General features: G+C 61.9%; 24 protein-coding genes. 4 read left to right on the forward strand and 20 right to left on the reverse strand.

The features are described from left to right. Positions 1-163 precede the first annotated feature (163 nt). The 13 genes from PFEN_RS00310 to PFEN_RS00370 form a co-directional block, all read right to left on the reverse strand. Complete coding sequence (locus PFEN_RS00310; RefSeq protein WP_191485063.1) at positions 164-952, reverse strand: TatD family hydrolase; 789 nt, start codon at positions 950-952, stop codon at positions 164-166. A gap of 13 nt (positions 953-965) precedes the next feature. Next, complete coding sequence (locus tag PFEN_RS00315) at positions 966-1322, reverse strand: PilZ domain-containing protein (RefSeq protein ID WP_103496781.1); 357 nt, start codon at positions 1320-1322, stop codon at positions 966-968. Between the two features lie 43 nt (positions 1323-1365). Further along, positions 1366-2352 carry a DNA polymerase III subunit delta' gene (locus tag PFEN_RS00320; RefSeq protein WP_191485064.1) on the reverse strand — a complete coding sequence of 329 codons (987 nt, stop codon included), beginning with the start codon at positions 2350-2352 and terminating at the stop codon, positions 1366-1368. Next, positions 2345-2977 carry a dTMP kinase gene (gene tmk / locus PFEN_RS00325; RefSeq protein ID WP_191485065.1) on the reverse strand — a complete coding sequence of 211 codons (633 nt, stop codon included), beginning with the start codon at positions 2975-2977 and terminating at the stop codon, positions 2345-2347. The genes PFEN_RS00320 and tmk overlap by 8 nt, the downstream gene beginning before the upstream one ends. A gap of 19 nt (positions 2978-2996) precedes the next feature. After that, positions 2997-4160, reverse strand: coding sequence for an endolytic transglycosylase MltG (gene mltG / locus PFEN_RS00330; RefSeq protein WP_191485066.1), 1164 nt, complete (start codon positions 4158-4160; stop codon positions 2997-2999). Position 4161: 1 nt separating this feature from the next. After that, entirely contained in the window at positions 4162-4977 is an 816-nt protein-coding gene (gene pabC, locus PFEN_RS00335) for an aminodeoxychorismate lyase (RefSeq protein ID WP_191485067.1), read from the reverse strand. After that, entirely contained in the window at positions 4977-6221 is a 1245-nt protein-coding gene (gene fabF / locus PFEN_RS00340; protein WP_191485068.1) for a beta-ketoacyl-ACP synthase II, read from the reverse strand. Before fabF ends, pabC begins: the two co-directional genes overlap by 1 nt. Before the next feature lie 111 nt (positions 6222-6332). After that, on the reverse strand, positions 6333-6569 hold the full coding sequence (acpP, locus tag PFEN_RS00345) for an acyl carrier protein (RefSeq protein ID WP_191485069.1): 237 nt from the start codon (positions 6567-6569) through the stop codon (positions 6333-6335). Positions 6570-6766: 197 nt separating this feature from the next. Further along, on the reverse strand, positions 6767-7507 hold the full coding sequence (fabG, locus tag PFEN_RS00350) for a 3-oxoacyl-ACP reductase FabG (protein ID WP_191485070.1): 741 nt from the start codon (positions 7505-7507) through the stop codon (positions 6767-6769). A 16-nt stretch (positions 7508-7523) separates the two neighbouring features. Further along, positions 7524-8462 (reverse strand): ACP S-malonyltransferase, encoded by a 939-nt coding sequence (gene fabD / locus PFEN_RS00355; RefSeq protein ID WP_191485071.1) that lies wholly within the window; start codon positions 8460-8462, stop codon positions 7524-7526. 127 nt (positions 8463-8589) lie between these two features. Then, positions 8590-9600 carry a phosphate acyltransferase PlsX gene (gene plsX / locus PFEN_RS00360; protein WP_191485072.1) on the reverse strand — a complete coding sequence of 337 codons (1011 nt, stop codon included), beginning with the start codon at positions 9598-9600 and terminating at the stop codon, positions 8590-8592. A 3-nt stretch (positions 9601-9603) separates the two neighbouring features. Beyond that, positions 9604-9786: a 50S ribosomal protein L32 gene (rpmF, locus tag PFEN_RS00365; protein ID WP_003179396.1), complete on the reverse strand. Its 183-nt coding sequence runs from the start codon at positions 9784-9786 to the stop codon at positions 9604-9606. 13 nt (positions 9787-9799) lie between these two features. Next, positions 9800-10327: a YceD family protein gene (locus tag PFEN_RS00370; RefSeq protein WP_100940760.1), complete on the reverse strand. Its 528-nt coding sequence runs from the start codon at positions 10325-10327 to the stop codon at positions 9800-9802. A gap of 106 nt (positions 10328-10433) precedes the next feature. On the opposite strand from PFEN_RS00370, the gene PFEN_RS00375 reads away from it, so the two are divergent. Further along, positions 10434-11012 carry a Maf family protein gene (locus PFEN_RS00375; protein WP_191485073.1) on the forward strand — a complete coding sequence of 193 codons (579 nt, stop codon included), beginning with the start codon at positions 10434-10436 and terminating at the stop codon, positions 11010-11012. 82 nt (positions 11013-11094) lie between these two features. Here the strand turns inward: PFEN_RS00375 and PFEN_RS00380 are convergent, their stop codons facing one another. The 3 genes from PFEN_RS00380 to rluC are packed head-to-tail and all read right to left on the reverse strand — an operon-like array spanning position 11095 to position 13713. Then, positions 11095-12084 carry a S49 family peptidase gene (locus tag PFEN_RS00380; protein WP_191485074.1) on the reverse strand — a complete coding sequence of 330 codons (990 nt, stop codon included), beginning with the start codon at positions 12082-12084 and terminating at the stop codon, positions 11095-11097. Positions 12085-12104: 20 nt separating this feature from the next. After that, positions 12105-12767, reverse strand: coding sequence for an HAD-IA family hydrolase (locus tag PFEN_RS00385; RefSeq protein ID WP_191485075.1), 663 nt, complete (start codon positions 12765-12767; stop codon positions 12105-12107). Next, the gene (gene rluC / locus PFEN_RS00390) at positions 12757-13713 is read right to left on the reverse strand and encodes a 23S rRNA pseudouridine(955/2504/2580) synthase RluC (RefSeq protein WP_191485076.1); all 957 of its coding nucleotides are present in this window, start codon (positions 13711-13713) and stop codon (positions 12757-12759) included. Before rluC ends, PFEN_RS00385 begins: the two co-directional genes overlap by 11 nt. 712 nt (positions 13714-14425) lie before the next feature. Between rluC and rne the strand changes: the two genes are divergently transcribed. From rne to PFEN_RS00405, 3 genes are all read left to right on the forward strand, one after another. Then, complete coding sequence (gene rne / locus PFEN_RS00395; RefSeq protein WP_191485077.1) at positions 14426-17737, forward strand: ribonuclease E; 3312 nt, start codon at positions 14426-14428, stop codon at positions 17735-17737. 208 nt (positions 17738-17945) lie between these two features. Continuing rightward, a complete protein-coding gene (locus PFEN_RS00400) occupies positions 17946-20081 on the forward strand; it encodes a hypothetical protein (RefSeq protein WP_191485078.1) in 2136 nt (711 codons plus the stop codon). Positions 20082-20085: 4 nt separating this feature from the next. Continuing rightward, the gene (locus tag PFEN_RS00405) at positions 20086-20505 is read left to right on the forward strand and encodes a hypothetical protein (RefSeq protein ID WP_191485079.1); all 420 of its coding nucleotides are present in this window, start codon (positions 20086-20088) and stop codon (positions 20503-20505) included. Between the two features lie 68 nt (positions 20506-20573). Here PFEN_RS00405 and PFEN_RS00410 read toward each other — a convergent pair whose 3' ends face one another. Genes PFEN_RS00410 through PFEN_RS00425 form a run of 4 tightly spaced genes read right to left on the reverse strand, consistent with a single transcriptional unit; the run spans position 20574 to position 24928 of the window. After that, on the reverse strand, positions 20574-21164 hold the full coding sequence (locus tag PFEN_RS00410; RefSeq protein WP_191485080.1) for a nucleotidyltransferase family protein: 591 nt from the start codon (positions 21162-21164) through the stop codon (positions 20574-20576). After that, positions 21157-22143, reverse strand: coding sequence for an XdhC family protein (locus PFEN_RS00415; RefSeq protein WP_191485081.1), 987 nt, complete (start codon positions 22141-22143; stop codon positions 21157-21159). Before PFEN_RS00415 ends, PFEN_RS00410 begins: the two co-directional genes overlap by 8 nt. After that, positions 22143-24461: a xanthine dehydrogenase family protein molybdopterin-binding subunit gene (locus PFEN_RS00420; protein ID WP_191485082.1), complete on the reverse strand. Its 2319-nt coding sequence runs from the start codon at positions 24459-24461 to the stop codon at positions 22143-22145. The genes PFEN_RS00415 and PFEN_RS00420 overlap by 1 nt, the downstream gene beginning before the upstream one ends. Continuing rightward, on the reverse strand, positions 24458-24928 hold the full coding sequence (locus PFEN_RS00425; protein WP_191485083.1) for a (2Fe-2S)-binding protein: 471 nt from the start codon (positions 24926-24928) through the stop codon (positions 24458-24460). Before PFEN_RS00425 ends, PFEN_RS00420 begins: the two co-directional genes overlap by 4 nt. Positions 24929-24943: the final 15 nt, after the last annotated feature.

Raw genomic sequence — 24943 nt, forward strand, 5'->3', positions numbered from 1 at the left:
GTGGCGCGCTGATAAAGGTGCCAACGGACCGTGTACCTTTGTTTTACTCCTAATGGTCTTAACCCGGATTCACCCCCCAGAACCCGGGTTTTTTTTGCCCGCGATTTGCAGGAGCCCCACAAACTGTGGGAGCCGGCGTGTATGGGAGCGGAACTTGTCGCGATCAGGCTGAGCGCACACGGGCCAGCGGAAACAGGCGCTTGAAGTTCTCGGTGGTCTGTTCGGCGAACTGCTCATACGGCACCCCGCGCAACATCGCCAGGTAGTCGGCGACATCACGCACGTACTGTGGCAGGTTCGGCTTGCCGCGATGCGGAATCGGCGCCAGGTACGGCGAGTCGGTTTCCACCAGCAGGCGATCGGCCGGTACTTGTCGCGCCACGTCGCGCAAGGCGTCGGCATTGCGGAAGGTGACGATGCCCGACAGGGAAATATAGAAACCCAGGTCCAGCACGGCCTTGGCCATCGGCCAATCTTCGGTGAAACAATGCAGCACACCGGCCTGGGGCAGTTGCGCCTCGCGCAACAACGCCAAGGTATCGGCGCGCGCCCCCCGGGTGTGGACGATCAGCGGCTTGCCGGTCTGCCCGGCCGCCTGCAGGTGCAAGCGAAAGGACGCCTGCTGCAACTCGGCCGCTTCGGGCTCGTAGTGGTAGTCAAGGCCGGTTTCGCCAATGGCCACGACCCGCGGATGATTGAGCTCGCGCAGCAACCAATCGAGCGCCGGCGCGGCATCGGGCTTGACGTCCAACGGGTGCACACCGACCGAACAATCGACATCGGCATAGCGCTCGGCCAGGGCCTTCACGTCGGCCGCATTCTCGGCACTCACGCCGATACACAGGAAGTGCCCGACCCCGCGCTGACGCGCAGCGTCGAGCGCCGCATCGAGGGAACCCGAGTGCTCGGCGAGATCAAGACGGTCGAGGTGGCAATGGGAATCTACAAGCATAAAAAGGTGGCAACTACATCGTATGGGTGGGACGGTCGGACTTCAGGGCGCCGGCCAGATGGGTTTCGATCTTGCTGCGAGCGGTGTTGTCGCCATCGTTGAATTGCACGCCGACACCCGCCGCACGGTTGCCTTGGGCGCCCTTCGGGGTGATCCAGGCAACCTTGCCGGCGACCGGGATCTTTTCCGGCTCATCCATCAGGTTGAGCAACATGAACACCTCGTCGCCCAACTTGTAGCTCTTGCTGGTGGGGATGAACAGCCCACCGTTCTTGATAAAAGGCATATAGGCCGCGTACAGCACGGACTTGTCCTTGATGGTCAGGGACAGGATGCCGTTGCGCGGGCCGGGCCCAATGGGTTCGTTCATACTCGCTCCGGTCATGCAGATAGCCGATTCTAGGCCCATCGCCTCAGTGTTGGGTAGGTAAAGCTGCCCATTGCACCAACAGCGCCTCGAGCAACAACACCCGATTGAGGTTGGCCTTGCCCAGGACTTTCTGGCGCTGGGCGAGAATCCAGTCCTGGATCGACAAAACCTTGGCCCGAGCGGTTTTCTGCGCCAGGTACTGCACCACCTTGCGCATGTCAGCCAGGCCCAGGCCGCTTTCGTCCTCGGTCAGTTGATAGCGCAGGATCAGACTCGACCAATCGCAGAACCAGTCGAACAGCAGCAACAACGGAATCGCGTTCCAAGCTTCGGCCAGTTGGGTGGCCGACTGCTGTTGCTTGAGCAATTTCTTCACCCCGTCGACCACCAGCGCGCGCTGCTCGCGCACACCCTGGGCCCGGAGACTGACCGCGGCCAGGGGCGAGCCCGCCGCCAGGGTCAACAATTCGACACGTTCCTCTTCGCTGCTGTCCGGCAAGGCGGCGGCCAGCCATTGCAGGCTCATGGCCTCGCTCGGCAGCGGGCAGGCCTGCTGCACGCAACGGCTGCGGATGGTCGGCAGCAAACGGCTGGACTGGTGGCTGACCAGCAACAGCACGGTATCGCCGGAGGGCTCCTCAAGGCTCTTGAGCAAGGCGTTGGCGGCGTTGATATTCATCGACTCCACCGGTTCGATCAGCACCACCTTGCGCCCGCCCAGTTGCGCGGTCTGGACCACGAAGCCGACCAGATCACGGACCTGGTCGACCTTGATCGCCTTGTCGGCCTCTTCCGGCTCCAGGATGTAGTTATCCGGATGGCTGCCCGCAGCCAGCAACAGGCAGGACTTGCAGTGCCCACAGGCGTTGAGGTTGTCCGGGCTCCGGCACAACAACAACGCCATCAGGCGTTCGGCCAGGGCCCGCTTGCCAATGCCCTGCGGCCCGTGGAGCAGATAGGCATGAGCGTGCTGGGCACGTCCGGCCAGGTGCTGCCAGAGGCTGTCCTGCCACGGATAGGCTTCAGCCACGGTGCCGCTCCAGGATTTCCGGCAACAGGCGGTCGAGCGACTGTTGCACCTGGTCCAGCGGCAAGGCCGCATCCACCAACCGATAACGCGATGGATCGGCTTCGGCGCGCTTCAGGTAGGTGCTACGCACGGCGTCGAAAAACACCCGGCCTTCCTGCTCGAAACGATCCAGCCGACCACGGGCACTGGCGCGGGCCAGACCGACTTCCACCGGCAGGTCGAAGACCAGGATCAGGTCCGGGCGCAGTTCGCCCTGGACAAAATGCTCCAGGGTGGCGATACGCTCCGAGGACAGGCCGCGCCCCCCGCCCTGATAGGCATAGGTGGCATCGGTAAAGCGGTCGCAGAGCACCACCGCGCCGCGGGCCAGGGCCGGGCGGATCACCGTGGCCAGGTGCTGGGCGCGCGCGGCGAACACCAGCAGCAGTTCGGTGTCGGCACACATGGCTTCATCGCTGGTCGCCAGCAGCAGTTCGCGGATCCGTTCGGCCAGTGGCGTGCCGCCAGGCTCGCGGGTCAGCAACACATCGATGCCACGGGCCCGCAGGCACTCGGCCAGGTAGTCACGGTTGGTGCTCTTGCCGGCGCCTTCCGGGCCTTCCAGGGTGATAAACAAGCCAGTCACGGGCAGTCCTTAATCAGGGTCATTGCGAGTCTTTCGCCTCGGCGTCGGGTGCCGTCGGTGCCGCCGGTACAGGTTCGACAGCCGGCTCCGCCGCGCGCGCTGGCGCCGACTCCGGAGAGTCGGGCACCGGGCTCTGCGGCGGGGCATTCGCTGGCGCGGGACTGGAACGGTAGTCGGCCCGGCGCTTGAGCTGAAACTCGCGCACGGCGTTGTTATGGGAGTCCAGGTCGTCGGAGAAAACATGGCTGCCATCGCCACGCGCCACAAAGTACAGGCTGTTGCCCGGCGCCGGGTTCAACGCGGCATGGAGCGCCTCGCGCCCGACCATGGCAATCGGGGTCGGCGGCAGGCCGGCGTTCAGGTAGGTATTGTACGGGTTTGCCTCACGCAGGTGCGCGCGGGTCAGCTTGCCGGTATAGCGCTCGCCCAGGCCGTAGATCACCGTCGGATCGGTCTGCAGCAGCATGCCCTGCTGCATGCGCCGGACAAACACCCCGGCGATCTGGCCACGCTCCTGGGGCACGCCGGTTTCCTTTTCCACCAGCGAGGCCATGATCAGGGCCTGGTAAGGTTCGGTATAGGGCGCATCGGCGGAACGCTTCTGCCATTCCTGGGCCAGGACGCTATCCAGCCGGTCGTAGGCTTTCTCCAGCAGCTCGGCGTCGGTCATGCCACGCACGAAGCGGTAGGTGTCCGGGAAAAAGCGGCCTTCGGCGAACACATCCTTGTGCCCCAGCTTGGTCATGACCTCGCTGTCACTGAGACCGGTCAGGGTTTGCTGGAGCTTTTCATTCTTGGCCAGGGCATTGCGCACCTGACGGAAATTCCAGCCTTCGACCAGGGTCAGGCTGTACTGCACCACTTCGCCGCGCTGCCACAGGCCCAATAACGCACGCACATTCATGCCCGGCGTGAGCCGGTACTCACCGCTGTGCAATGGCACACCGGCGAGATTGAAGCGCCAGTAAAGGCGCAACCAGAAGGCATCCTTGAGCAAGCCGTCGGACTCGAGGCGATTGAAGGTGCCAGTCGGTGTCGCGCCGGCCGGTACGTCCAGCAGTTGTTCCTGCGTCAGGTTGAGGGGCTGCTCCAGTGCCGAATGCAACTTCCAGGCAGAGCCGCCCAGCAGCAAACCGGCCAGCACCAGAACGGCTTGCAGCAGCAGCAAGAATTTACGTCTCAATTCAAACTTCCAATAGCGCGCGGGCAATACCTTGCAGTTTACGGGTGAGCGGGCCAACCGACCAGCTCAGGTCGGCAAAAGCCCGAACGGGCCAGACGCCATAGACGCTATTACAGAGAAAGACCTCATCGGCCTGTCGGAACTGCTCCAGGCTGATGTCGGAAATATTGACAGGGACTGCCAGCGCCTTGGCCTCTTCCAACAGTTGCGCACGCATCACACCCGCCACGCCGCAACGGCTGAGATCGGCGGTGAAGAGCTCTCCCCGATGCACCAGGAACAGGTTGCTGAACACCCCTTCGATCACCCGGCCATGGGTATCGAGCATCAAGCCCTCGGCATGTTCGGCATCCTGCCACTCGGCACGGGCCAGGACCTGCTCCAGCCGATTGAGATGCTTGAGCCCGGCGAGCAAGGGCTGCTCGGCCAAACGCGTGGTACAAGGAAAAAGACCGATACCTTGTTGCTGGTAGGCCTGTGGATAAGTCGGCAGCGGACTGCCTTGCAGGATACGTCGTGGCAGTGCCTGCGCCGACGCCGCGTAGCCGCGCAGGCCATCACCGCGGGTGAGGATCAGCTTGAGCACGCCCTCGCCCAATGCCGCGGCGTAGGCGAGCAATTCGCGGCGAACCAACTCGGGATCCGCCGCGATGCCCAGGCGCCGACATCCCTCGGCCAGGCGTTGCAGGTGCCGCTCCAGCAGCACCGGCTGGCCGCCCTTCACGGCGAAGGTCTCGAACAGACCGTCGCCATAGGCCAGGCCACGGTCCCTGATGGACAACGAATCGCCCGGCTGACCGTCGACCCAGCTGTCCATCACTCGGCGAACCGGCGGAACACCAGGGAGCCGTTGGTACCGCCAAAGCCGAAGGAGTTGGACAGCACCACATCGATAGGCATGCGCCGGGCTTCGTGGGGCACGAAATCCAGGTCGCAACGTTCATCGGGCTCGTCGAGGTTGATGGTCGGCGGCGCCACCTGGTCGGCGATGGCCAGCACGCTGAAAATCGCCTCGATGGCACCGGCAGCGCCCAACAGGTGACCGGTCATCGATTTGGTGGAGCTGACCGCCAGCTTGTAGGCATGTTCGCCGAACACCCGCTTGATCGCCTCGACCTCGGCCAGGTCACCGGCCTGGGTCGAGGTGCCGTGGGCATTGATGTACTGCACCTGATCCACGTTCAGTTTCGCATCGCGCATCGCATTGGCAATGCAGCGCGCGGCACCGGCACCGTCCTCGGGTGGCGAGGTCATGTGGTAGGCATCGCCACTCATGCCGAAGCCGATCAGTTCGGCGTGGATGGTTGCGCCCCGGGCCTTGGCATGCTCCAGCTCTTCGAGTACCAGCGCGCCGGCACCGTCGGACAGCACGAAGCCGTCACGGCCCTTGTCCCACGGGCGGCTGGCGCGAGCCGGCTCGTCGTTGCGCGTGGACAAGGCACGAGATGCGCCGAAACCGCCCATGCCCAGGCCGCAGGCGGCCATCTCGGCGCCGCCGGCGATCATCACATCGGCTTCATCGTAGGCAATGTTGCGCGCCGCCATACCGATGCTGTGGGTGCCCGTGGTGCACGCCGTCGCGATGGCATAGTTCGGTCCCTGGGCCCCCAGATGGATGGACAGGAAACCGGAAATCATATTGATGATCGAACCGGGCACGAAGAACGGCGAAATGCGCCGTGGGCCCTGCTCGTGCAGCGTGCGGCAGGTTTCCTCGATATTGGTCAGACCGCCAATCCCCGAGCCCATGGCCACGCCGATGCGTTCACGGTTGGCATCGGTGACCTCAAGGCCGGCATTACGCACCGCCTGGAAACCGGCTGCCAGCCCGTATTGAATGAACAGGTCGAGTTTGCGGGCTTCTTTGGCCGACAAATATTCTTCGACATTGAAGCCTTTTACCGAGCCGCCAAAACGGGTGGTATAGGCAGAAAGGTCCGTGTGTTCGATCAGACCAATGCCACTGCGGCCAGCCAGAATACCCTGCCAGGTACTCGGAACATCGGTACCCAATGGCGACAACATCCCCATACCGGTGACTACGACGCGTCTACGCGACACAGCACTCTCCTTTATCCTGTTGACGACACTTTGTCTCACACCTAAAGAAAAAACCGCACGCCGTAATGGCAGTGCGGTTTTTCCATGACAGCAGGCAACGATTACAAACTATTACGCCTGATGGCTGGTAACGTAATCGATAGCGGCTTGTACGGTAGTGATTTTTTCAGCTTCTTCGTCAGGGATTTCGGTCTCGAATTCCTCTTCCAGAGCCATCACAAGCTCAACAGTGTCAAGGGAGTCGGCACCCAGGTCTTCAACGAACGAAGCAGTGTTGACCACTTCTTCTTCCTTGACGCCCAGTTGCTCGGCAACGATTTTCTTGACGCGCTCTTCGATGTTGCTCATACCTTGTTTTCACTCCTAATGGAAAAATTCAGGCAGCTGGCCGGTGGGTAAGTGTATAGAAAGGCTTTTCAGCTTTTCAACCGAAAGCTTCAGCCTTCGTCCCCCTTTTGCCCCCTGCCCGTGAATAAGTTGCAGCTTTATAACGGATTTTAGACAGCTGGTATGACATTTTTTTGAAGCAATCCGTCACATTTGAATTACATGTACATCCCGCCGTTCACCGGGATTGTAGCCCCAGTCACGTAAGCCGCACCGTCCGAGGCCAGAAAAGCGACCACTTGCGCGATCTCCTGAGCCTGGCCCAGACGGCCCAGCGGAATCTGCGTCAGCAAGGCTTCACGCTGCGCTTCAGGCAATTCGCGGGTCATATCGGTGTCGATGAACCCTGGAGCCACCGAGTTTACCGTAATCGAGCGCGAACCGACTTCACGCGCCAGCGCGCGACCGAAACCTTCGAGGCCGGCCTTGGCTGCCGCATAGTTTACTTGGCCTGCGTTGCCCATGGCACCCACAACCGAACCAATATTGATGATTCGGCCCCAACGGGCCTTGGTCATGCCGCGTAGAACGCCCTTGGACAGGCGGAACAGGCTGTTGAGGTTGGTATCGACCACGTCGTACCACTCGTCGTCTTTCATCCGCATCATCAGATTATCGCGGGTGATACCGGCATTATTGACCAGGATCGCCGGCGCTCCGAACTGCTCGCCAATGCTGGCCAATACCGCGGCAACCGATTCATCGTTGGTTACATTGAGCTCCAGGCCGGTGCCTTGAATCCCGTGTTCCTTGAGGGTTGCGGCAATCCGTTCGGCGCCCGCGGCCGAGGTCGCGGTGCCCACCACCACGGCACCGAGACGCCCCAGCTCGAGGGCGATGGCTTGGCCGATGCCACGGCTGGCGCCGGTGACCAGTGCAACTTTACCTTGCAGACTCATGCAGGCTTCTCCTGATTCAGGCCCGCGCCGCGCGCGTGGCGGCGAAGGCATCCGGGGTATTGAGGTTGGACGTGTTGACGCCGTCGGCGCAACGCTTGTTCAGGCCGGCCAGCACCTTGCCAGGGCCGCACTCGACCAGTTCGGTGGCACCGTTGGCCGCCAGGCACTGGACCGACTCGACCCAGCGTACGGGCTTGTAGAGTTGCTCCAGCAAGTCGCGCTTGAGGGTCGCCAGGTCAGCGGCCACCTGGGCGCTGACGTTCTGTACCAACGGGATTTGCGGAGCCTGCCAGTCGATGGCGGCGACGGACTCGGCGAAGCGCTCGGCGGCCGGGCGCATCAGTTCGCAATGCGACGGCACGCTGACCGGCAACGGCAGGGCGCGCTTGGCGCCCCTGGCCTTGCAGGCTTCCATGGCGCGCTCGACGGCCGCCTTGGCCCCGGCGATCACCACTTGGCCCGGGGAGTTGAAGTTCACCGCGCTCACCACTTCGCCCTGGGCGGATTCGGCGCACGCGGCAATCACATCGGCATCGTCCAGCCCAAGGATCGCCGCCATGGCGCCCTGCCCGGCCGGAACCGCCTCTTGCATCAACTGGCCGCGCCGCTCCACCAGCTTCACCGCATCGCCCAGGCTCAGGCTGCCAGCGGCGACCAGCGCGCTGTACTCGCCCAGGCTATGGCCGGCGACATAGGCCGGACGCGCACCGCCTTCGGCCAGCCACAAGCGCCACAAGGCAATGGAGGCGGTCAGGATGGCCGGTTGGGTCTTGTCGGTCTGGTTGAGCAGTTCTTCAGGACCCTGCTGGGTCAGGGCCCAGAGGTCATAGCCCAGGGCAGCGGAGGCTTCTTTGAAAGTCTCCAGGATCAGTGGGTATTGCGCGCCCAACTCGGCCAGCATGCCGAGGGACTGCGAACCCTGTCCTGGAAAGACGAATGCGAGGGATGTAGACATGTAACAAGCCCCTAATGATCTGGTCGTCGGAGAATTGACGTCCCGCCTTGGCGGACGCAAGAAACTGTCAGTTTGGATGGCTGATTGAACTGAGCGGTCACATTTAAGCATTCCCGCGGGAAAACGCCTAAAGCAATAGATCCTCCAGGCGACCGCGCAGGCGCTCGGGGAGGTTTTCCTGGATCTCGATCAAGGCCCGCGCAATCGCGCTCTGGAAGCCCTCGACCCCGGCGGAGCCGTGACTCTTGACAACAATGCCCTGCAGACCGAGAAAACTCGCGCCGTTGTGCCGCGCCGGGGCAAGATCGGCCTGCAGCCGCTTGAGCAACGGCATGGCCAGGGCACCGACCAGCCGCGATGCCAGGCCCTGCCTGAACAGCGCCTCGATCCGCGCGGCGATCATGGTCGCCAGGCCCTCGCTGGACTTGAGCAGGATATTGCCGACAAAACCGTCGCACACCACCACATCAGCCTCGCCGCGATACAGCCCGTCGCCCTCGATGAAGCCAATGTAGTTCAGCCCGCGCGCCTGTTGCAGCAGATTCGCCGCCAGCTTGACCTGCTGGTTGCCCTTGATGTCCTCGGTGCCGACATTGAGCAAGGCGACACGCGGCCGGACCACACCGAGAGCCTCGGCCGCCACCGCGCCCATCACGGCGAACTGGAACAGATGCTCGGCACTGCAATCGACATTCGCCCCCAGGTCCAGCAACTGGCAATAGCCGCGCTGGGTCGGAATGGCTGCGACCATGGCCGGGCGATCGATCCCCGGCAACGTCTTGAGCACATACCGCGACAGCGCCATCAAGGCACCGGTATTACCGGCGCTGACACAGGCCTGGACCTTGTTGTCACGCAACAACTGCAAGGCCACGCGCATCGACGAGTCCGGCTTGCCGCGCAGGGCCTGGGATGGACGCTCGTCCATGGTGATGACTTCGCTTGCAGGAGTAATGGTCAGGCGCGCGCGATCCGCAGCCGGGTAGCTGGCGATCAGGGGTTCAAGCTGGGAAGGTTGGCCGACAAGGGTCAGGTGCAGCGAAGGCGTGGCGGACAGGCAAGCAATACTGGCCTGGACAATGCTGCGGGGACCGAAGTCCCCGCCCATTGCGTCGATCGCGATGATCTGAGCGGACAAGATTTACTCGTCAGCGCCCTTGTCGATCACTTTACGGCCACGGTATACGCCTTCTGGCGATACGTGGTGACGCAGGTGAACTTCACCGGTGGTCTTTTCCACGGACAGGGTGCTAGCCTCGAGAGCATCGTGGGAACGACGCATGTCACGGGCGGAGCGGGATTTTTTGTTCTGCTGAACAGCCATAATTGATTAACTCCTAAACGTTTGGGTCACGCTTTAACTGCGCCAATACACTGAACGGGTTGGACCGCGTTACCTCGTCCTCGCTCGGTTCGGGCTCATCGAGCCCCGCCGGCTGCTGGCATTCTTCCGGATGATGAGCAGGCACAATGGGCAAGGCGAGCAGAAGCTCTTCCTCGATCAATGCCTGCAGATCCAAAGGATCTTCGCCCAGTTCCAGCACGTCATAACCTTTCGGCAACGACTGGGTATTCGCACCCTCCTTCACCACAGCATAACTGCATTCGCTATGGATCGGCAGGGTGACCAGCTCAAGACAACGCTGGCAAACCATTTTGACTTCAGTGTCGATAAAACTGTGAATCATCACGGCTTTACGTTCATCTCGCTCAAAAACGAATTTAGCCTGCACCGTACCGACAGTGTCGGAAAGCGAGTCGCAGAGTCTCTCCAAATCGGCCAGCAGCAGCTCACCTTGAAGGGTGGTGCCACGATCAGCCAATTTGCGCGGGTCAACGTGAGGTGGAATCGGGTCATTCAACATAGGCGCAGCATTCTAGGGATGCCCCCCGCCACTGTCAAAGGAAATTAGGCTCTGTCCGTCAGCTGACGGGCCGACTAGAATCGACGACCATCGTCAGGAGAAGCGCATGTTGCCTTTGTTACTTGCCTCAAGCTCGGCTTATCGCCGGGAATTGCTGACCCGCCTGCGCCTGCCCTTCACCTGCGCGGCGCCGGATATCGACGAAAGTCAGCGCCCTGGCGAAGCCGCCATCGAGCTGGTCAAACGTCTCGCCGAGGAGAAGGCCCGGGCCCTGGCCGTGCGTCATCCGGCACACCTGATTATCGGCTCCGACCAGGTCGCGGTACTCGACGGACGGATACTCGGCAAACCCCACTGCTTCGAGAAGGCCCGCGAGCAGCTGCTGGCCGCCAGCGGCGCGCGCGTCAGCTTCCTCACCGGGCTGGCCCTGCTCAATAGCCGGACCGGCGCCTGCCAGGTGGATTGCATCCCCTTCACCGTGCAGATGCGCCACCTGGAGATCGAGCGCGTCGAACGCTACCTTCACGCCGAACAACCCTACGACTGCGCCGGCAGTTTCAAAGCCGAGGGACTGGGCGTGAGCCTGTTCCAGAGCACCGAAGGGGCGGATGCCACCAGCCTGATCGGTTTGCCGCTGATCCGCCTGGTGGACATGCTGCTGGCCGAAGGCGTGCAGATCCCATAAGTCCTTTCAGCACAAAATACCGGCTCGACGCCCCAATAAAAAACCGGTCGTTCGCGACCGGTTTTTTATTGCCGCACGAATATCAGCGCAAGGTCGGCCCCTGGAAGCCCATCCACATCGCCAACTGCTCCGCGACACTGGCACCGAGCTTTTTCGAGAAGCGATCGAAAGGTGACTCCTGAACGGTAAAGTCCACCAGTTCCTTCTCACCAATCACATCCCGCGCCACCGAACTGGCACTGCCCAGGCCGTCTATCAAGCCCAACGGCAACGCCTGCTCGCCAGACCAGACCAGCCCGGAGAACAACTCGGGATGCTCCTTGTCCTTCAGGCGCTCACCACGCCCCTTCTTCACACTGGCGATGAACTGGTTATGAGTGGTATCCAGCACCCCCTGCCAGAACCGGGTCTCATCGGCCTTCTGCGGCTGGAACGGATCGAGAAACGCCTTGTGCTCGCCCGAAGAGTAGGCACGACGCTCCACCCCCAGCTTCTCCATGGTACCGACAAAGCCGTAACCGGCCGCCGTCACACCGATAGAGCCGACCAGACTGGACTTGTCGGCATAGATCTCGTCCGCCGCACTGGCAATGTAATAAGCCCCGGAAGCACCGATATCGGAAATCACCGCATAGACCTTGGTGTCCGGGTGCAGGCCACGCAGGCGACGAATCTCGTCATACACATAACCCGACTGTACCGGACTGCCGCCCGGGCTGTTGATGCGCAGGATGATCGCCTTGACCTTGGCATCCTCGAAGGCACTGCGCAGGCTGCCGACAATATTGTCGGCACTCGCCGACTCCTTGTCCGCAATCACCCCACGCACCTCGATCAGCGCGGTGTAGTGGGCACCACGACCGGCGCTCTTCTCGATATTGATCAGCGGCGAAAACATCACCAGCGCGCCAAACAGATACACAAAGGTCAACAACTTGAAGAAAATCCCCCAGCGCCGTGAGCGACGCTGCTCCTGCACACCGGCCAGCAAGGTCTTTTCCAGCAGCTTCCAGCTCTTGTCATCAGCCGAATCGGCATTTGCCTTGGGCGGCGCGCCCCACTCATCAGACATGCTTGCTCACCCCAACGAATTCAATTGACCCGGCCATCCAGCCAGGCGTGCAACTGTGGAAAACTGTCAATCGCCAAGCGCGGCTCGAATACCCGCAACTCATCCAGCGACAAGGCACCATAACCCACCGCCACCGAATCCATGCCAGCATTGCGCGCCATTTGCAAATCGAACGCCGAATCCCCGACCATCAAGGCCTGGGAAGCCGGGACAGCGCAATGGGCGAGAATCTGCTCGAGCATCAGCGGGTGCGGCTTGCTCGCGGTTTCATCGGCGGCGCGGGTGATATCGAAATAATCCAGCCAGCCATGGGCCTTCAACACCCGATCCAATCCGCGCCGGGCCTTGCCGGTCGCGACCGCCAGCTGGTAGCCGGCGGCGCGAAACGCCTCCATGGACTGCACAACGCCCGGAAACAGCGGCGAGGGTTCCGCCTCGAGGGCAATGTAGCTGTCGGCATAGTGCTGACGAAAGACGATCAATTCAGCATCGCCGATCGCCGGGTAGAGCGTGCGAATCGCCTCTGGCAAGCCAAGGCCGATAATGCCCTTGACCGCCGACTCATCGCGCGGGGCGAACCCCGAACGAGCAGCCGCCACTCCCATTGCCTCGACAATCCGACCAATGGAATCGGCCAAGGTGCCGTCCCAATCGAAAATCAGCAGCTTGTATTCAGACCGCACTCAGTCGCTCCACTGTCTTGGCCCACATTTCATCCACCGGCGCCTGCAACTTCAGCTCGCCGCCATCGGGCAACGGCACGGTCAGCATGTAGGCGTGCAGAAACAGGCGCTTGCCACCCAGGTCACGAATTTCCTTGGTGAAATCATCGTCGCCGTACTTGCTGTCACCGGCAATACAGTGCCCGGCATGCAGGGTATGCACGCGAATCTGGTGGGTACGACCAGTGACCGGCTTGGCTTCGATCATCGTCGCGAAATCACCGAAACGGCGCAGCACCTTGAACACGGTGAGCGCTTCCTTGCCCTCTTCGTTGACCTCGACCATGCGCTCGCCGGAACGCAGGTTGCTCTTGAGCAAGGGCGCGCGTACCTGCTTGATCGAGGCCGCCCAATTACCGCGGACCAGAGCCATATAGCGCTTGTCGACGCCATCACCGCGCAGCGCTTCGTGCAGATGACGCAACATGCTGCGCTTCTTGGCGATCATCAACAGCCCGGAGGTGTCGCGATCCAGGCGATGGACCAGCTCCAGCTCCTTGGTGTCCGGACGCAACTGGCGAAAGGCCTCGATCACGCCGAAATTCAGGCCACTGCCACCGTGTACGGCAATACCGGCCGGCTTGTTGATCACGATCAGCGCCTTGTCCTCGAACACAATCGAGGCTTCAAGGCGCTGCAACAGACCCTGGGCCAGGGGCACCGGCTCGTCGCGCTCGGGGACGCGCACGGGCGGGACCCGCACGATATCGCCGGCCTGGAGTTTGTACTCGGGCTTGATGCGCCCCTTGTTCACCCGCACTTCGCCTTTGCGCAAAATGCGGTAAATCAAGGTCTTGGGCACACCCTTGAGCCGGGCGAGAAGGAAATTGTCAATGCGCTGGCCGGCATATTCCGGCGAGACCTCAAGCAGTTGTACGCTTGGAGTCGGGGGGGTAGTCGTCGTCATGTCGGCGATGATAACAATTTTTTATGGAATTGAAGCACTTAATCATTACTGCTATAGTCGCGAACGCCGCCAAAAGCGGCTGGACAGAGGACCAACGGCCAACAGCCGGCCCTGACCAACGCAATTCATCAGGATGCGAGGCCGTCCTACGGGGCTTTCGCCGTTCGAGGAAAGGTTCGCGATCGTAACGAGCGCAGGTGACATGAGGCCTGAAGCGCGCCGGTAAACTGAGTCAACACTCGTTTCCCGAGCCGGTATTAACGGCCAGTTCACAAAGTGCAGTCGATCACGAATCACACCTGGGCGAAGGCTTCGGAAACAACGCCTAATTAGCCATGAGCGTGCTTTCCCCTTTCGGAGAACACGGTAAATGCCAACCCGCTGCGGATTCTGCGCGCGGCCGCACCCGAATTATCAGGGATACGTGTAGGGTGGAGATGCACAACCGTCGGACTGTGTAGCATTAGGCTTTATCAAGACGCTTCATATCGTCCACAGCCGCGGTTGATTCCTCCTCCTGACAGAGCTTTTGCTTGTGAGGTGTCTTTTGTCACCCCAAGAAGCAGGACGCGTGAGTCGCGACTTCGTCCCCTCTGGACGAACCTCGCCCGACACAGGAATGGCCAACCACTCCTGACGCACCTGACACCGACCGTGAGAAGTCGTGTGTGCCGAACGCCGTTTCCGGCAGCCCGGAAACCGACGGTACTACATGAAAAGAATGCTGATTAACGCAACTCAACCCGAAGAGTTGCGTGTTGCCCTGGTAGACGGCCAGCGCCTCTACGACCTGGACATCGAGTCCGGTGCCCGCGAGCAGAAGAAGGCCAACATCTATAAAGGCCGGATTACTCGCATCGAGCCAAGCCTTGAGGCTGCCTTTGTCGATTTCGGCTCCGAGCGCCATGGCTTCCTGCCGCTGAAAGAAATCTCCCGCGAATACTTCAAGAAAGCCCCCGAAGGCCGCGTCAATATCAAGGACGTCCTGAGCGAAGGCCAGGAAGTCATCGTCCAGGTCGAGAAAGAAGAACGTGGCAACAAGGGCGCCGCCCTGACCACCTTCATCAGCCTGGCCGGTCGTTACCTGGTACTGATGCCGAACAACCCGCGAGCCGGCGGTATTTCCCGGCGCATCGAAGGCGAAGAGCGCAACGAACTGCGTGAAGCGCTGAACGGCCTGGTTGCCCCGGCCGACATGGGCCTGATCGTGCGCACCGCCGGCCTTGGCCGCAGCAGCGAAGAAATGCAGTGGGACCTCGACTACCTGCTGCAACTCTGGACCGCGATCAAGGAAGCCTCCCTGGACCGTTCCGCGCCTTTCCTGATCTACCAGGAAAGCAACGTGATCATCCGCGCCATCCGCGACTACCTGCGCCAGGACATCGGCGAAGTGCTGATCGACAGCGTTGAAGCCCAGGACGAAGCCCTGACCTTCATCCGCCAGGTGATGCCGCAGTACGCCAGCAAGATCAAGCTGTACGAAGACAGCGTGCCGCTGTTCAACCGTTTCCAGATCGAAAGCCAGATCGAAACCGCCTTCCAGCGCGTCGTCGAACTGCCTTCCGGCGGCTCCATCGTCATCGATCCGACCGAAGCCCTGGTGTCCATCGACATCAACTCGGCCCGCGCCACCAAAGGCAGCGACATCGAAGAAACCGCGCTGCAGACCAACCTGGAAGCCGCCGAGGAAATCGCCCGTCAGTTGCGCCTGCGCGACATCGGCGGCCTGATCGTCATCGACTTCATCGACATGACCCCGGCCAAGAACCAGCGCGCCGTGGAAGAAAAAGTCCGCGAATGCCTGGAAGCCGACCGTGCCCGCGTGCAAGTCGGCCGTATCTCGCGCTTCGGCCTGCTGGAAATGTCCCGTCAGCGCCTGCGTCCATCCCTGGGCGAAAGCAGCGGCATCGTCTGCCCGCGTTGCAACGGCACCGGCATCATCCGTGACGTCGAATCCTTGTCCCTGGCGATCCTGCGCCTGATCGAGGAAGAGGCCCTGAAGGACCGCACCGCCGAAGTCCGCGCCCAGGTGCCGATCCCGGTCGCCGCGTTCCTGCTCAACGAAAAACGCAACTCGATCACCAAGATCGAACTGCGCACCCGCGCCCGTATCGTGATCCTGCCGAACGATCACCTGGAGACGCCGCACTTCGAAGTGCAACGTCTGCGCGACGACAGCCCGGAAGCCCACACCAACCAGTCCAGCTACGAAATCGCCGCGGCCGCCGCCGAAGTCGAAGATGTCCAGCCGGCCGCGGCCACCCGCACCCTGGTTCGCCAGGAAGCGGCGGTCAAGACCGCGCCGGTCCGCGCCAACGCGCCGGTTCCGACCGAAGAAGTGGCTGCGCCTGTCGCCGCCCCGGCACCGGTCGTGGCCGAACCAAGCCTGTTCAAGGGCCTGGTGAAGTCCCTGGTCAGCCTGTTTGCCAGCAAGGAAGAGCCGGTTGCCCCTGCCGTGGTTGAAAAACCGGCGGCCGAGCGTCCTGCCCGTAACGAAGAGCGTCGCAACGGTCGCCAGCAGAGCCGCAACCGTAACGGTCGCCGTGATGAAGAGCGCAAGCCGCGCGAAGAGCGTGCGCCACGGGAAGAACGCGCGCCGCGCGAGCCGCGTGAAGAACGCGCGCCACGGGAAGAGCGTGCACCGCGTGAAGAACGTGCGCCACGTGAAGTCCGCGAAGTGCGTGACGAAGCACCGGCCGTAGCTCGTGAGGAACGTGCCCCACGTGCCCCGCGTGAAGAACGCGCACCACGCGCCCCGCGTGAAGATCGCAAGCCACGTGGCGAACGTGAAGAACGCGTGCGTGAACTGCGCGAGCCGCTGGATGCCGCACCGGCTGTCGCCGCTGCCGCGACGGCTGGCGTAGTCGCCGAAGAACGTCCGGCCCGTGCGCCACGTGAAGAACGTCAGCCGCGTCCACCGCGTGAAGAACGCCAACCACGTGCCGAGCAGGCTGCCGTCGCCGCTGAAGAAGAAGTATTGCAGGGCGAAGAGCAACTGCAGGACGAAGGCCAGGACAACGCCGAAGGTGGCGATCGTCCCCGTCGTCGCTCCCGTGGTCAACGTCGCCGCAGCAACCGTCGCGAGCGTCAGCGTGACGCCAACGGCAATGTGATCGAAGGCTCGGAAGAAGGCAGCGAAGAACCTCACGAACCGGCTACCGCTGCCGAACTGGCTGCCGGCCTGGCCGTGACCGCCGCCGTCGCCAGCAGCGTGATCAGTGCTCCAGCCGAAGCCCAGGCGCATCAGCAGGCCGAACTGGCCACTGCCGCGACCCAGGAAGCACCCGCGGTTGAAGCTCCGGTCGTTGAAGCCACTACCCCGGTAGAAGCCCCGGCGGTACCGGAAGTGGAAGTTGCTCCGGTTCACGCGGTCGAGCCTGCGGTTGAAGCCCCTGCCGAACCGGTCGTTGTCGCGGAGCCGCCAGTATTCGTGGCGCCTGAACCGGCCATCGAAACATCGGCTGTCGCAGCGCCAGTGGTTGAAGAGCCAGCCGCTCAAGCGCCTGTCGCCGAAGCAGCTCCGGTCGCGCAAACAGCGCCAGAGCCGGCCCAGGAAGTCCAGGCCGCGTTCCAATGGTCCGAGCCCGCGGTCGCGCAACAGGCGCCCGTGACTGAACCTGTCGTGGCTGAAGAGCCAGCCGTGGTTGCCCAACCAGAGCCTGCTCCAGTGGCTGCCCCGGTAGTGGCTGAAGCCGCTGCGGTAGTTGTCGAGGCGGCTCCAGCCAGCGCCCTGACCAGCAACGGCCGCGCACCGAACGATCCACGTGAAGTGCGTCGTCGCAAGCGTGAGGAAGAGCGTCTGGCTCAGGAAGCCGCCGAGCGTGCCGCTGCCGCCCCGGCAGTAGAGGCCGTGGTCGCCGCCGAACCGGCCCCCGCGCCTGAAGCTGCTCCGGCGGCGCTGGCGCACAACGAAAGCGAAGCGGTTGCGCCGACCATCGACGAAAACCTGCAGTCCGCCGAAGAAGTGGTTGAACACAACCACAAAGCCCTGGAAGAAGCCCACGAGCCTAAACCCCTCGCCTGACTCTGACGGCTGTTGAAAAGCCCCGCCTGCAGTGATGCAGGCGGGGTTTTTTTGTCCGTTATTCAGGAGGCCCAGCGGATTTTTCCTGCCTATGGATAAAGCCGCCATACAACAAAGAAAAGTCCCACGCCACAAATTGAATCCAGCTGACTGAACTCAGCTTTTCACCAGTGCACAGTCGAGCCTCTCAGGGACAGGTGAGAGGGCAATGTTCATGACGGACGCAAACAAGAGACTAACCTGGTGCTTTCCTTTCAAGACAGCCGGCGCTCGCAGCCGGGAAGTCACTGATCCGCAAACCTGCTACGACGCCCTGGCCAAAGCCGTGGGCGGCACCTATCCGCTGGGGCAAGGCGGGCTCTGGCATGGTGGGGTACATTTCGACAAGAACACCGCCGCCCTCCTCGACCAGGAAGCCGTGCGCTGCATCGCCGATGGCGAAGTCATCGCCTACCGCATCGATCAGGCCTATCCGACCGCCCTCGGGGCCAACCGTGAGCCCGCGACCTATTCAACGGCGTTCGCATTGGTCAAGCACCGCCTGAGCCTGCCTGGCGAGCCACATGGCGCGATCCCCCTGCTGCCGTCACCGTCTCTGACCTTCTACAGCCTGTACATGCATTTGCTCAGCTGGGAGCACTACCAGCGCGAGCCCGACAGAGCCAGACCCTCGTTCTGGAGGGGCGCGCCTGAAGCCAAGGGCCAGGTCATCCTTCTCGACACCCCGCACGCCATCAAGGCCGGGGCCTTGATCGGCCATCCCGGCGCCTTCAGTACGCCCCGTCATCCGAATGGCGATGACCTGCTGCATCTGGAAATCTTCAGTTGCGACGACGTTCCAGCCTTTATCGAAAAGAGCCGGGCCCATGCCGTTCAGCTTCCCGCCAGTGAAAGAGGCCTGGTCAGCATCAGCAATATCGCCAGCGCGCTGGCCCCTCACACAGCACAGATCAACGCCGCCAATCCCCCGAGAATGGCCATGCGCAGCCTGCGAACGCTCCCCGGCCTGATCCTGCCCCGGGTGGTCCTCGACAACCTGCCTTCCGATCAGCGGATCCGCGATACCTTTGCCCCTCCTGGCCTGAAGCCCTACACCCAGAACTGGTGGCACCTCAAGAAGCGCATGGCCGACGCCAGCGGCCAGCGCGTCAGTGGCTGGCTGGGCGAGAGCGCGTTGTTCTTCGACGACTACAGCCCGTGGGATTGGGCGGGCTTTGATTGCCTGCGCGAAACCAGCTGCCATGGCGAACAGCTGGCCTGCCACTTCCAGGCGCTGGAGTTGCTGAGCAAGGCGCAGCAGGCCGACTACGACTTGCTGGTGCACAAGGCGAACAATGGCCCAATCAGGACCCGATTGCGCCAGATCATCCAGGGCAACGCCGACTCCATCGCGGTCAGCCCGCTGCTGACGCCGGCGCGAATTCGCACCGCGCTGGACAATCCCCATCACGCCCAGGCCATTTCGCAGTTGATTGTTCATTACGAAAGCGAGTGGTTCTGGAACCCCGCAAAATGGAATGAGCTGGATCACCTGCTGCGACATGGCGACAGCAGGCCCAATGAACGCTGGGAGGAAGAGAAAAAGCGTATTCGGAAACTGTCCTGGTGGGCCGAGCTGGCAGGTAAACATGGGATCAATCCGGACGGAAAAGCCTGGCATTTCCATCCCATTGGGTTACTGGCGAACTTTGTTGCCATCGAAGATGAAAACGACCTCAAGTGGCTCAAGGTGGAGCGAGGACAACTGACGTTTGATGTGGAAGGCAATGATATTGATGATCCGGCACATCCGCTGCATATCTACTTCAGTCGTAAAGTACATTGGCCGGGTGGTGCTTCGGGAATAACCATTGGTCGTGGATATGACTTAGGGCAGAACAAAAATGCCGAAGCCGATCTGCTAGCAGCCGATATTCCTGAGCCGTTGTATAGCTGGTTGATTGGGGCCAAAGGGCTTCGTGGTCAGGCGGCAAAAAACTATTTCAAGGCTGCCAGCCCGGAGATCAAGACGTTTTCCATTTCCAGAAAGCAACAGTACGAACTATTCCAACCGGTCTATGACTTTATGGAAAGCGAGGTCCTTCGAATTTCAGAAAAAATCGACACCACAGACAATTATGGGAAATTGAACTGGCATTCAACCCACAAAGCGATTAAAGATCTAATAGTCGACTTAAGGTACCGAGGCGACTACGACGCCCGATCCAGAGCACTGCTGCAACGGCACCTCATAAACAATGACATCGACAAATTGTATTCAATCATCAGCGCCCCAAAAAACTGGCCAAACGTACCCAACGACCGCTTCAACAGGCGCATAAGCTACCTAGATAAATCCAGGTGAAAAAATGAAGAGCAAAATCATTCTATTACTCATTTCCGCCGCCACCAACGCCAACGCAGCCAGTGAGAAAGCAAACTACAACACCATATACGAGGCTCACTCGAGAAGAATCGGCGAAGTAGTAGCCCGCTACATTAAAACCCATGACGACCCCTGCCTGACCATAGAAGTGCTAGATCCAGACAAAAAATGGAACATTCTATCCAGAAAGAAAATATGTTCTATAAACGGAAAATCCTTTATGAACCAGGTTTCCTACTCAGATTTCGAAAACATAACTTTTTCGGACAAAGGAATAGCTAGCAGCCTACTGGTGTTCCCTCTATTGCCCGCTGCACGTGAGAGATACGATTGCCTGATTCCAATCAAAGGCCCAAAAATAGGAGCGCTTGCCTGCTCAGAACCGACGTACGAGTATGATTAAACCCACGCCAATACCAACTAATAGCGAGGTCGCGTTGGTCTCGGAGGCAGCGTCTAACTAAAAAACTTCTACAAAAATATCAAGTGCTCAGGTCTATCAACATCCCAAAGCACACCCGGGTCTTCGACAGACGCCTCTCGTACGTTGCCGCCCACAAACAACGGCCTGGCCCCGCGATCCCCCGACAAGCCCATCAGAGCCGGCCCAAACGCACGCCCGAACCCCACCGGATGCCCATGTTCACCTTGAAAAACCGGCACACAAATGGCGTCGTCTTCAATCCCCGCCGTCACCCGCACAACCGTCTCCGGCAGGATAAACGGCATATCTCCCAGCAGCACCAGCCACCCCGCCTGATCGGCCGTCGCCGCCACGGCGGCGGCGAGGCTGTCGCCCATGCCCGTCGACTCGATCAGCAATACCCGACAGCCATACGCCCGTGCCAAGCGGATCACCTCCAAGCGATCCGCAGTCGTCACCAATAACCGGGTTGCAAGCCGCTGCGGTAAACTCAGCAGCACATGTTCCAACACCGCTCGCTCGACACCATCGCGGCCAACGCACGGCGCCAACAACTTGTCCTGATCGGCCCCGGCCGCCTGCCGGAAGCGGCTGCCCCGCCCCGCCGCCAGGACAATGGCCGCAACCGACTCACTCACGGGTCGCCAACTCCGGCTTTTTCTGCCGCAACCCAACACCGTTCTTGATCGCCACGACTTCCGCCATCAAGGACAAGGCAATCTCCGCGGGTGTATGGCTACCGATATGCAAACCAATCGGGCCATGCAACCGAGCGATGGCATTCGGGGCCAAGCCCAGCATTGCCAGATTGTCCCGGCGCTTCTGGCTGTTGACCCGCGAGCCCAATGCACCGATATAGAACGCCCTGGAACTCAATGCCGTGAGCAACGCCATGTCGTCCAGCCGCGGGTCGTGGGTCAGGGCGATGATGGCCGTGCGCTCGTCGGTCTGGATATTCAGCACGGCCTCATCGGGCATGCCCGGCACAAAACGCCCATGTTGCTCTTCCCAGCCATGGACGAATTCCTTGCGTGGATCGCAGATCAGTACTTCGAAATCCAGCAACCGGGCCATTTCCGCCACGTAGCGCGACAATTGGCCGGCACCGATCAACAACAAGCGCCAACGAGGACCGTAGATCGCCCGCAAGCGCTCACCGTCGAAGCTCAGGGTGTCGGTTTTGCCCGCGTCGCTCAAGGTCACTTCGCCAGTGGCCAGGTTCAGCTCCCGGGCGACAATCTCATGGGCCTCGCAGCGCGCCAGCAATTGCGCGACCCAACCTGGATCGGCGACCCGCTCCTCGGTCAGGCGCAAGGTGCCACCACAAGGCAGGCCAAAACGCGCGGCCTCGTCACGAGTCACGCCATAAGTCACCAGTCGCACCGGAGGCCCGTCTTCCGGCAAACGTCCATCCTGCATACGCTGGATCAGGTCATCCTCGATACAGCCACCGGACACCGAACCGATCACCATGCCGTCCCCGCGCAAGGCCAGCATCGCCCCCGGCGGACGCGGCGCGCTGCCCCAGGTCTGGACCACGCTGTACAGCACCACCCGCTGTCCCGCGCGGCGCCATTGCAGGACACTGCGCAGGACATTCAGATCAACGCTGTCCATCAGGCTTGCACCTGGTTCCAGCCTTTTAGCTGGTAACGCACCGGCAGGTTGCGAATACGCTTGCCGGTGGCGGCAAAGATCGCGTTGCACAGCGCCGGCGCGATCGGCGGCACGCCCGGCTCACCGACACCGCCCAAAGGCACTTCGCCCGGCGGCGTGACCAGATGCACCGCCACCTCCTTCGGCGCCAGGGACATGCGCGCCACTTCGTACATATGGAAATTGTCTTGCTGGACCTTGCCCTCCTTGAAGCTGATCTCGCCCAGCACAGCGTTGCCCAGGCCCATGACGCAAGCCCCTTCGAACTGCGAGCGAATCCGTTCCGGGTTGATCTGCGGACCGCAGTCCACGGCGATATCGGCCTTGTGCACGATCAGGCTGCCATCCTCCTTGACCTCCACCTCGATCACCGCCGCCACGTAGGTGACAAAACTGTAATGCACCGCCAGCCCCAGGCCGCGCCCTGGCGGTAGTTCGCGCCCCCAGCCGGCAGCCTTGGCCGCGGTTTCCAGGACCGCGCGCATCCGCCCGGTATCAATGGGATAGCGCTCGGGGGACTCACCGTAGTTCCACTGCTCGCTCAGGGTTCGCGGGTCGATCCGACGATCCGGCCCCAGCAACTTGAGCTGATAGGCCAAGGGGTCCTGGCCAGCCTTGTGCGCCAGCTCGTCGACAAAACTCTGGATGGCGAAACCATGGGGGATATTCGACACCGAGCGGTACCAGCCCACTCGCGTATGCACCTTTGCAGACGGATTTTCCAGGCGCACATTGGGAATGTTGTAGGCCATATTGGTAAAGCCCATGCCCAGCTCGAAAGCGCCCTCGTTGTTCATGTTGGGCGCGAACAGCGCGGTGATACTCGGCGCCACGGTACGGTGCAGCCAACCGGATGGCGTGCCGTCCTTGTTCAGGCTGGCCCGCAGGTATTCCGCCGACACGGTATGGAAATAGGAATAGTGGATGTCATCCTCGCGGGTCCACTGCACGCGCACCGCCTGGCCCGGCATCGCCTTGGCGAGAATGGCCGCCTCGATGATGTAGTCCGGCTTGGATTTGCGCCCGAAACCGCCGCCGAGCAAGGTCACGTTGACGGTCACCTGGTCGAAGCCGATCCCCAGGCGCTCGGCGATCCGCTCGCGGGTCACCTGGGGCGCCTGGGTCGGTGCCCAGGCTTCGCAGTGGCCATCGTTGAAGCGGGCGATAGCGACCATCGGTTCCATCGGCGACTGGGCCAGGTGCGGCAGGTAATAACCGGCTTCGAACTGGCTGTCGGCGCGTTTCAAGGCTTCGTCGACATTACCGGTATCGCGTACCACCTTGCCGGGCTGGCGCGCCGAAGCTTCCAGTTCCTGGCGGTAGGCAACGGAGTCATAACCGGCGTTGACACCGTCATCCCAGACGATCGTCAGCGCCTCACGGCCCTTGATCGCCGCCCAGGTGTTGCTGGCGATTACCGCCACCCCGCCCAGCGGCTGGAACTCGGAAGGCAACGGGCGACTTTCGATTTCCAGGACCTTGAGCACTCCCGGGACTTTCAGCGCGGCACCGGCATCGAAGGATCTGACCTTGCCGCCATACACCGGTGGCCGGGCCACGGTGGCGTAGAGCGTGCCCTCGAAATGCACATCGGCCCCGTACAACGCGCGGCCATTGACGATATCCGCGCCGTCGATGGCCCGGGAAGACTCCTTGCCGATATAGCGGAATTCCGAGGGTTGCTTGAGCTTCAGGCTGTCGCGGGCCGGAACGGCCAATGCCGCGGCCGCGGCCGCCAGGGCCGCGTAACCGAGCTCACGCCCGCTCGGGCTGTGGATAACCTTGTGCAACCGCGCCCGACACTCCGCCAGCGGGACTTTCCACTGCGCGGCGGCCGCCTGTTCGAGCATGCTCCGGGCCGCCGCGCCGCAACGCCGCATGGGTTCATACCAGTGCCGCATGCTGCGTGAGCCGTCGGTGTCCTGGTTGCCGAAACGCGCCTCGTCGCCCGGCGCCTGCTTGACCTTGACCCGCGCCCAATCGGCCTCGAGCTCATCCGCCACCACCATGCTCAGGCTGGTGCGCACGCCCTGGCCCATCTCGGCACGGTTGCAGATCACCGTCACGCTGCCATCGGTATCGATGCTCACATAGACCTTGGGATCATCGACCCAGCCATGGGGCATATGGTCGGCACCGTATTTCTGCTCACCTTCGGCAAAAGCCTCGGGCAGGCCCCAACTCGCCGCCAGGACCAGCGCGCCGGTGGCGCCGACGCCCTTGAGAAAGCCACGCCGGCTGAGATTGCTCAGGACGAAATCGTTCAAGGACGTATTCATGCCTTGGCCTCCTGCAGATGGGCGGCGGCCTGATGAATGGCGCTCTTGATGCGGTTATAGGTTCCGCAGCGACAAATATTGCCGAGCATGGCTTCTTCGATCTGGGCATCGCTGGGTTTGGGATTGACCTTGAGCAAGGCCGTGGCCGACATGATCTGCCCGCCCTGGCAGAAGCCGCACTGGGCGACGCCAGCGTCCAGCCAGGCTTGCTGCACCACCTGGCCGACCGGATCGCCGTGCAGGTTGTCGATCGTCGTGATGCCCTGCCCCGCCACTGAGCCAACGGGGGTGATGCAGGAGCGCACCGGTAACCCGTCGATGTGCACGGTACAGGTGCCGCACAGGCCCATGCCGCAGCCGAATTTGGTCCCGGTATAACCCGCCACGTCGCGGATGGCCCAAAGCAGCGGCATATCCTCGGTGACGTCCAGTTGATGGTCTTGACCGTTGAGTTTCAGAGTAATCATGGGCACGCCCGCATA

Origin of the sequence: Pseudomonas sp. FEN, from assembly GCF_904067045.1 — a bacterium.
GTDB lineage: Bacteria > Pseudomonadota > Gammaproteobacteria > Pseudomonadales > Pseudomonadaceae > Aquipseudomonas.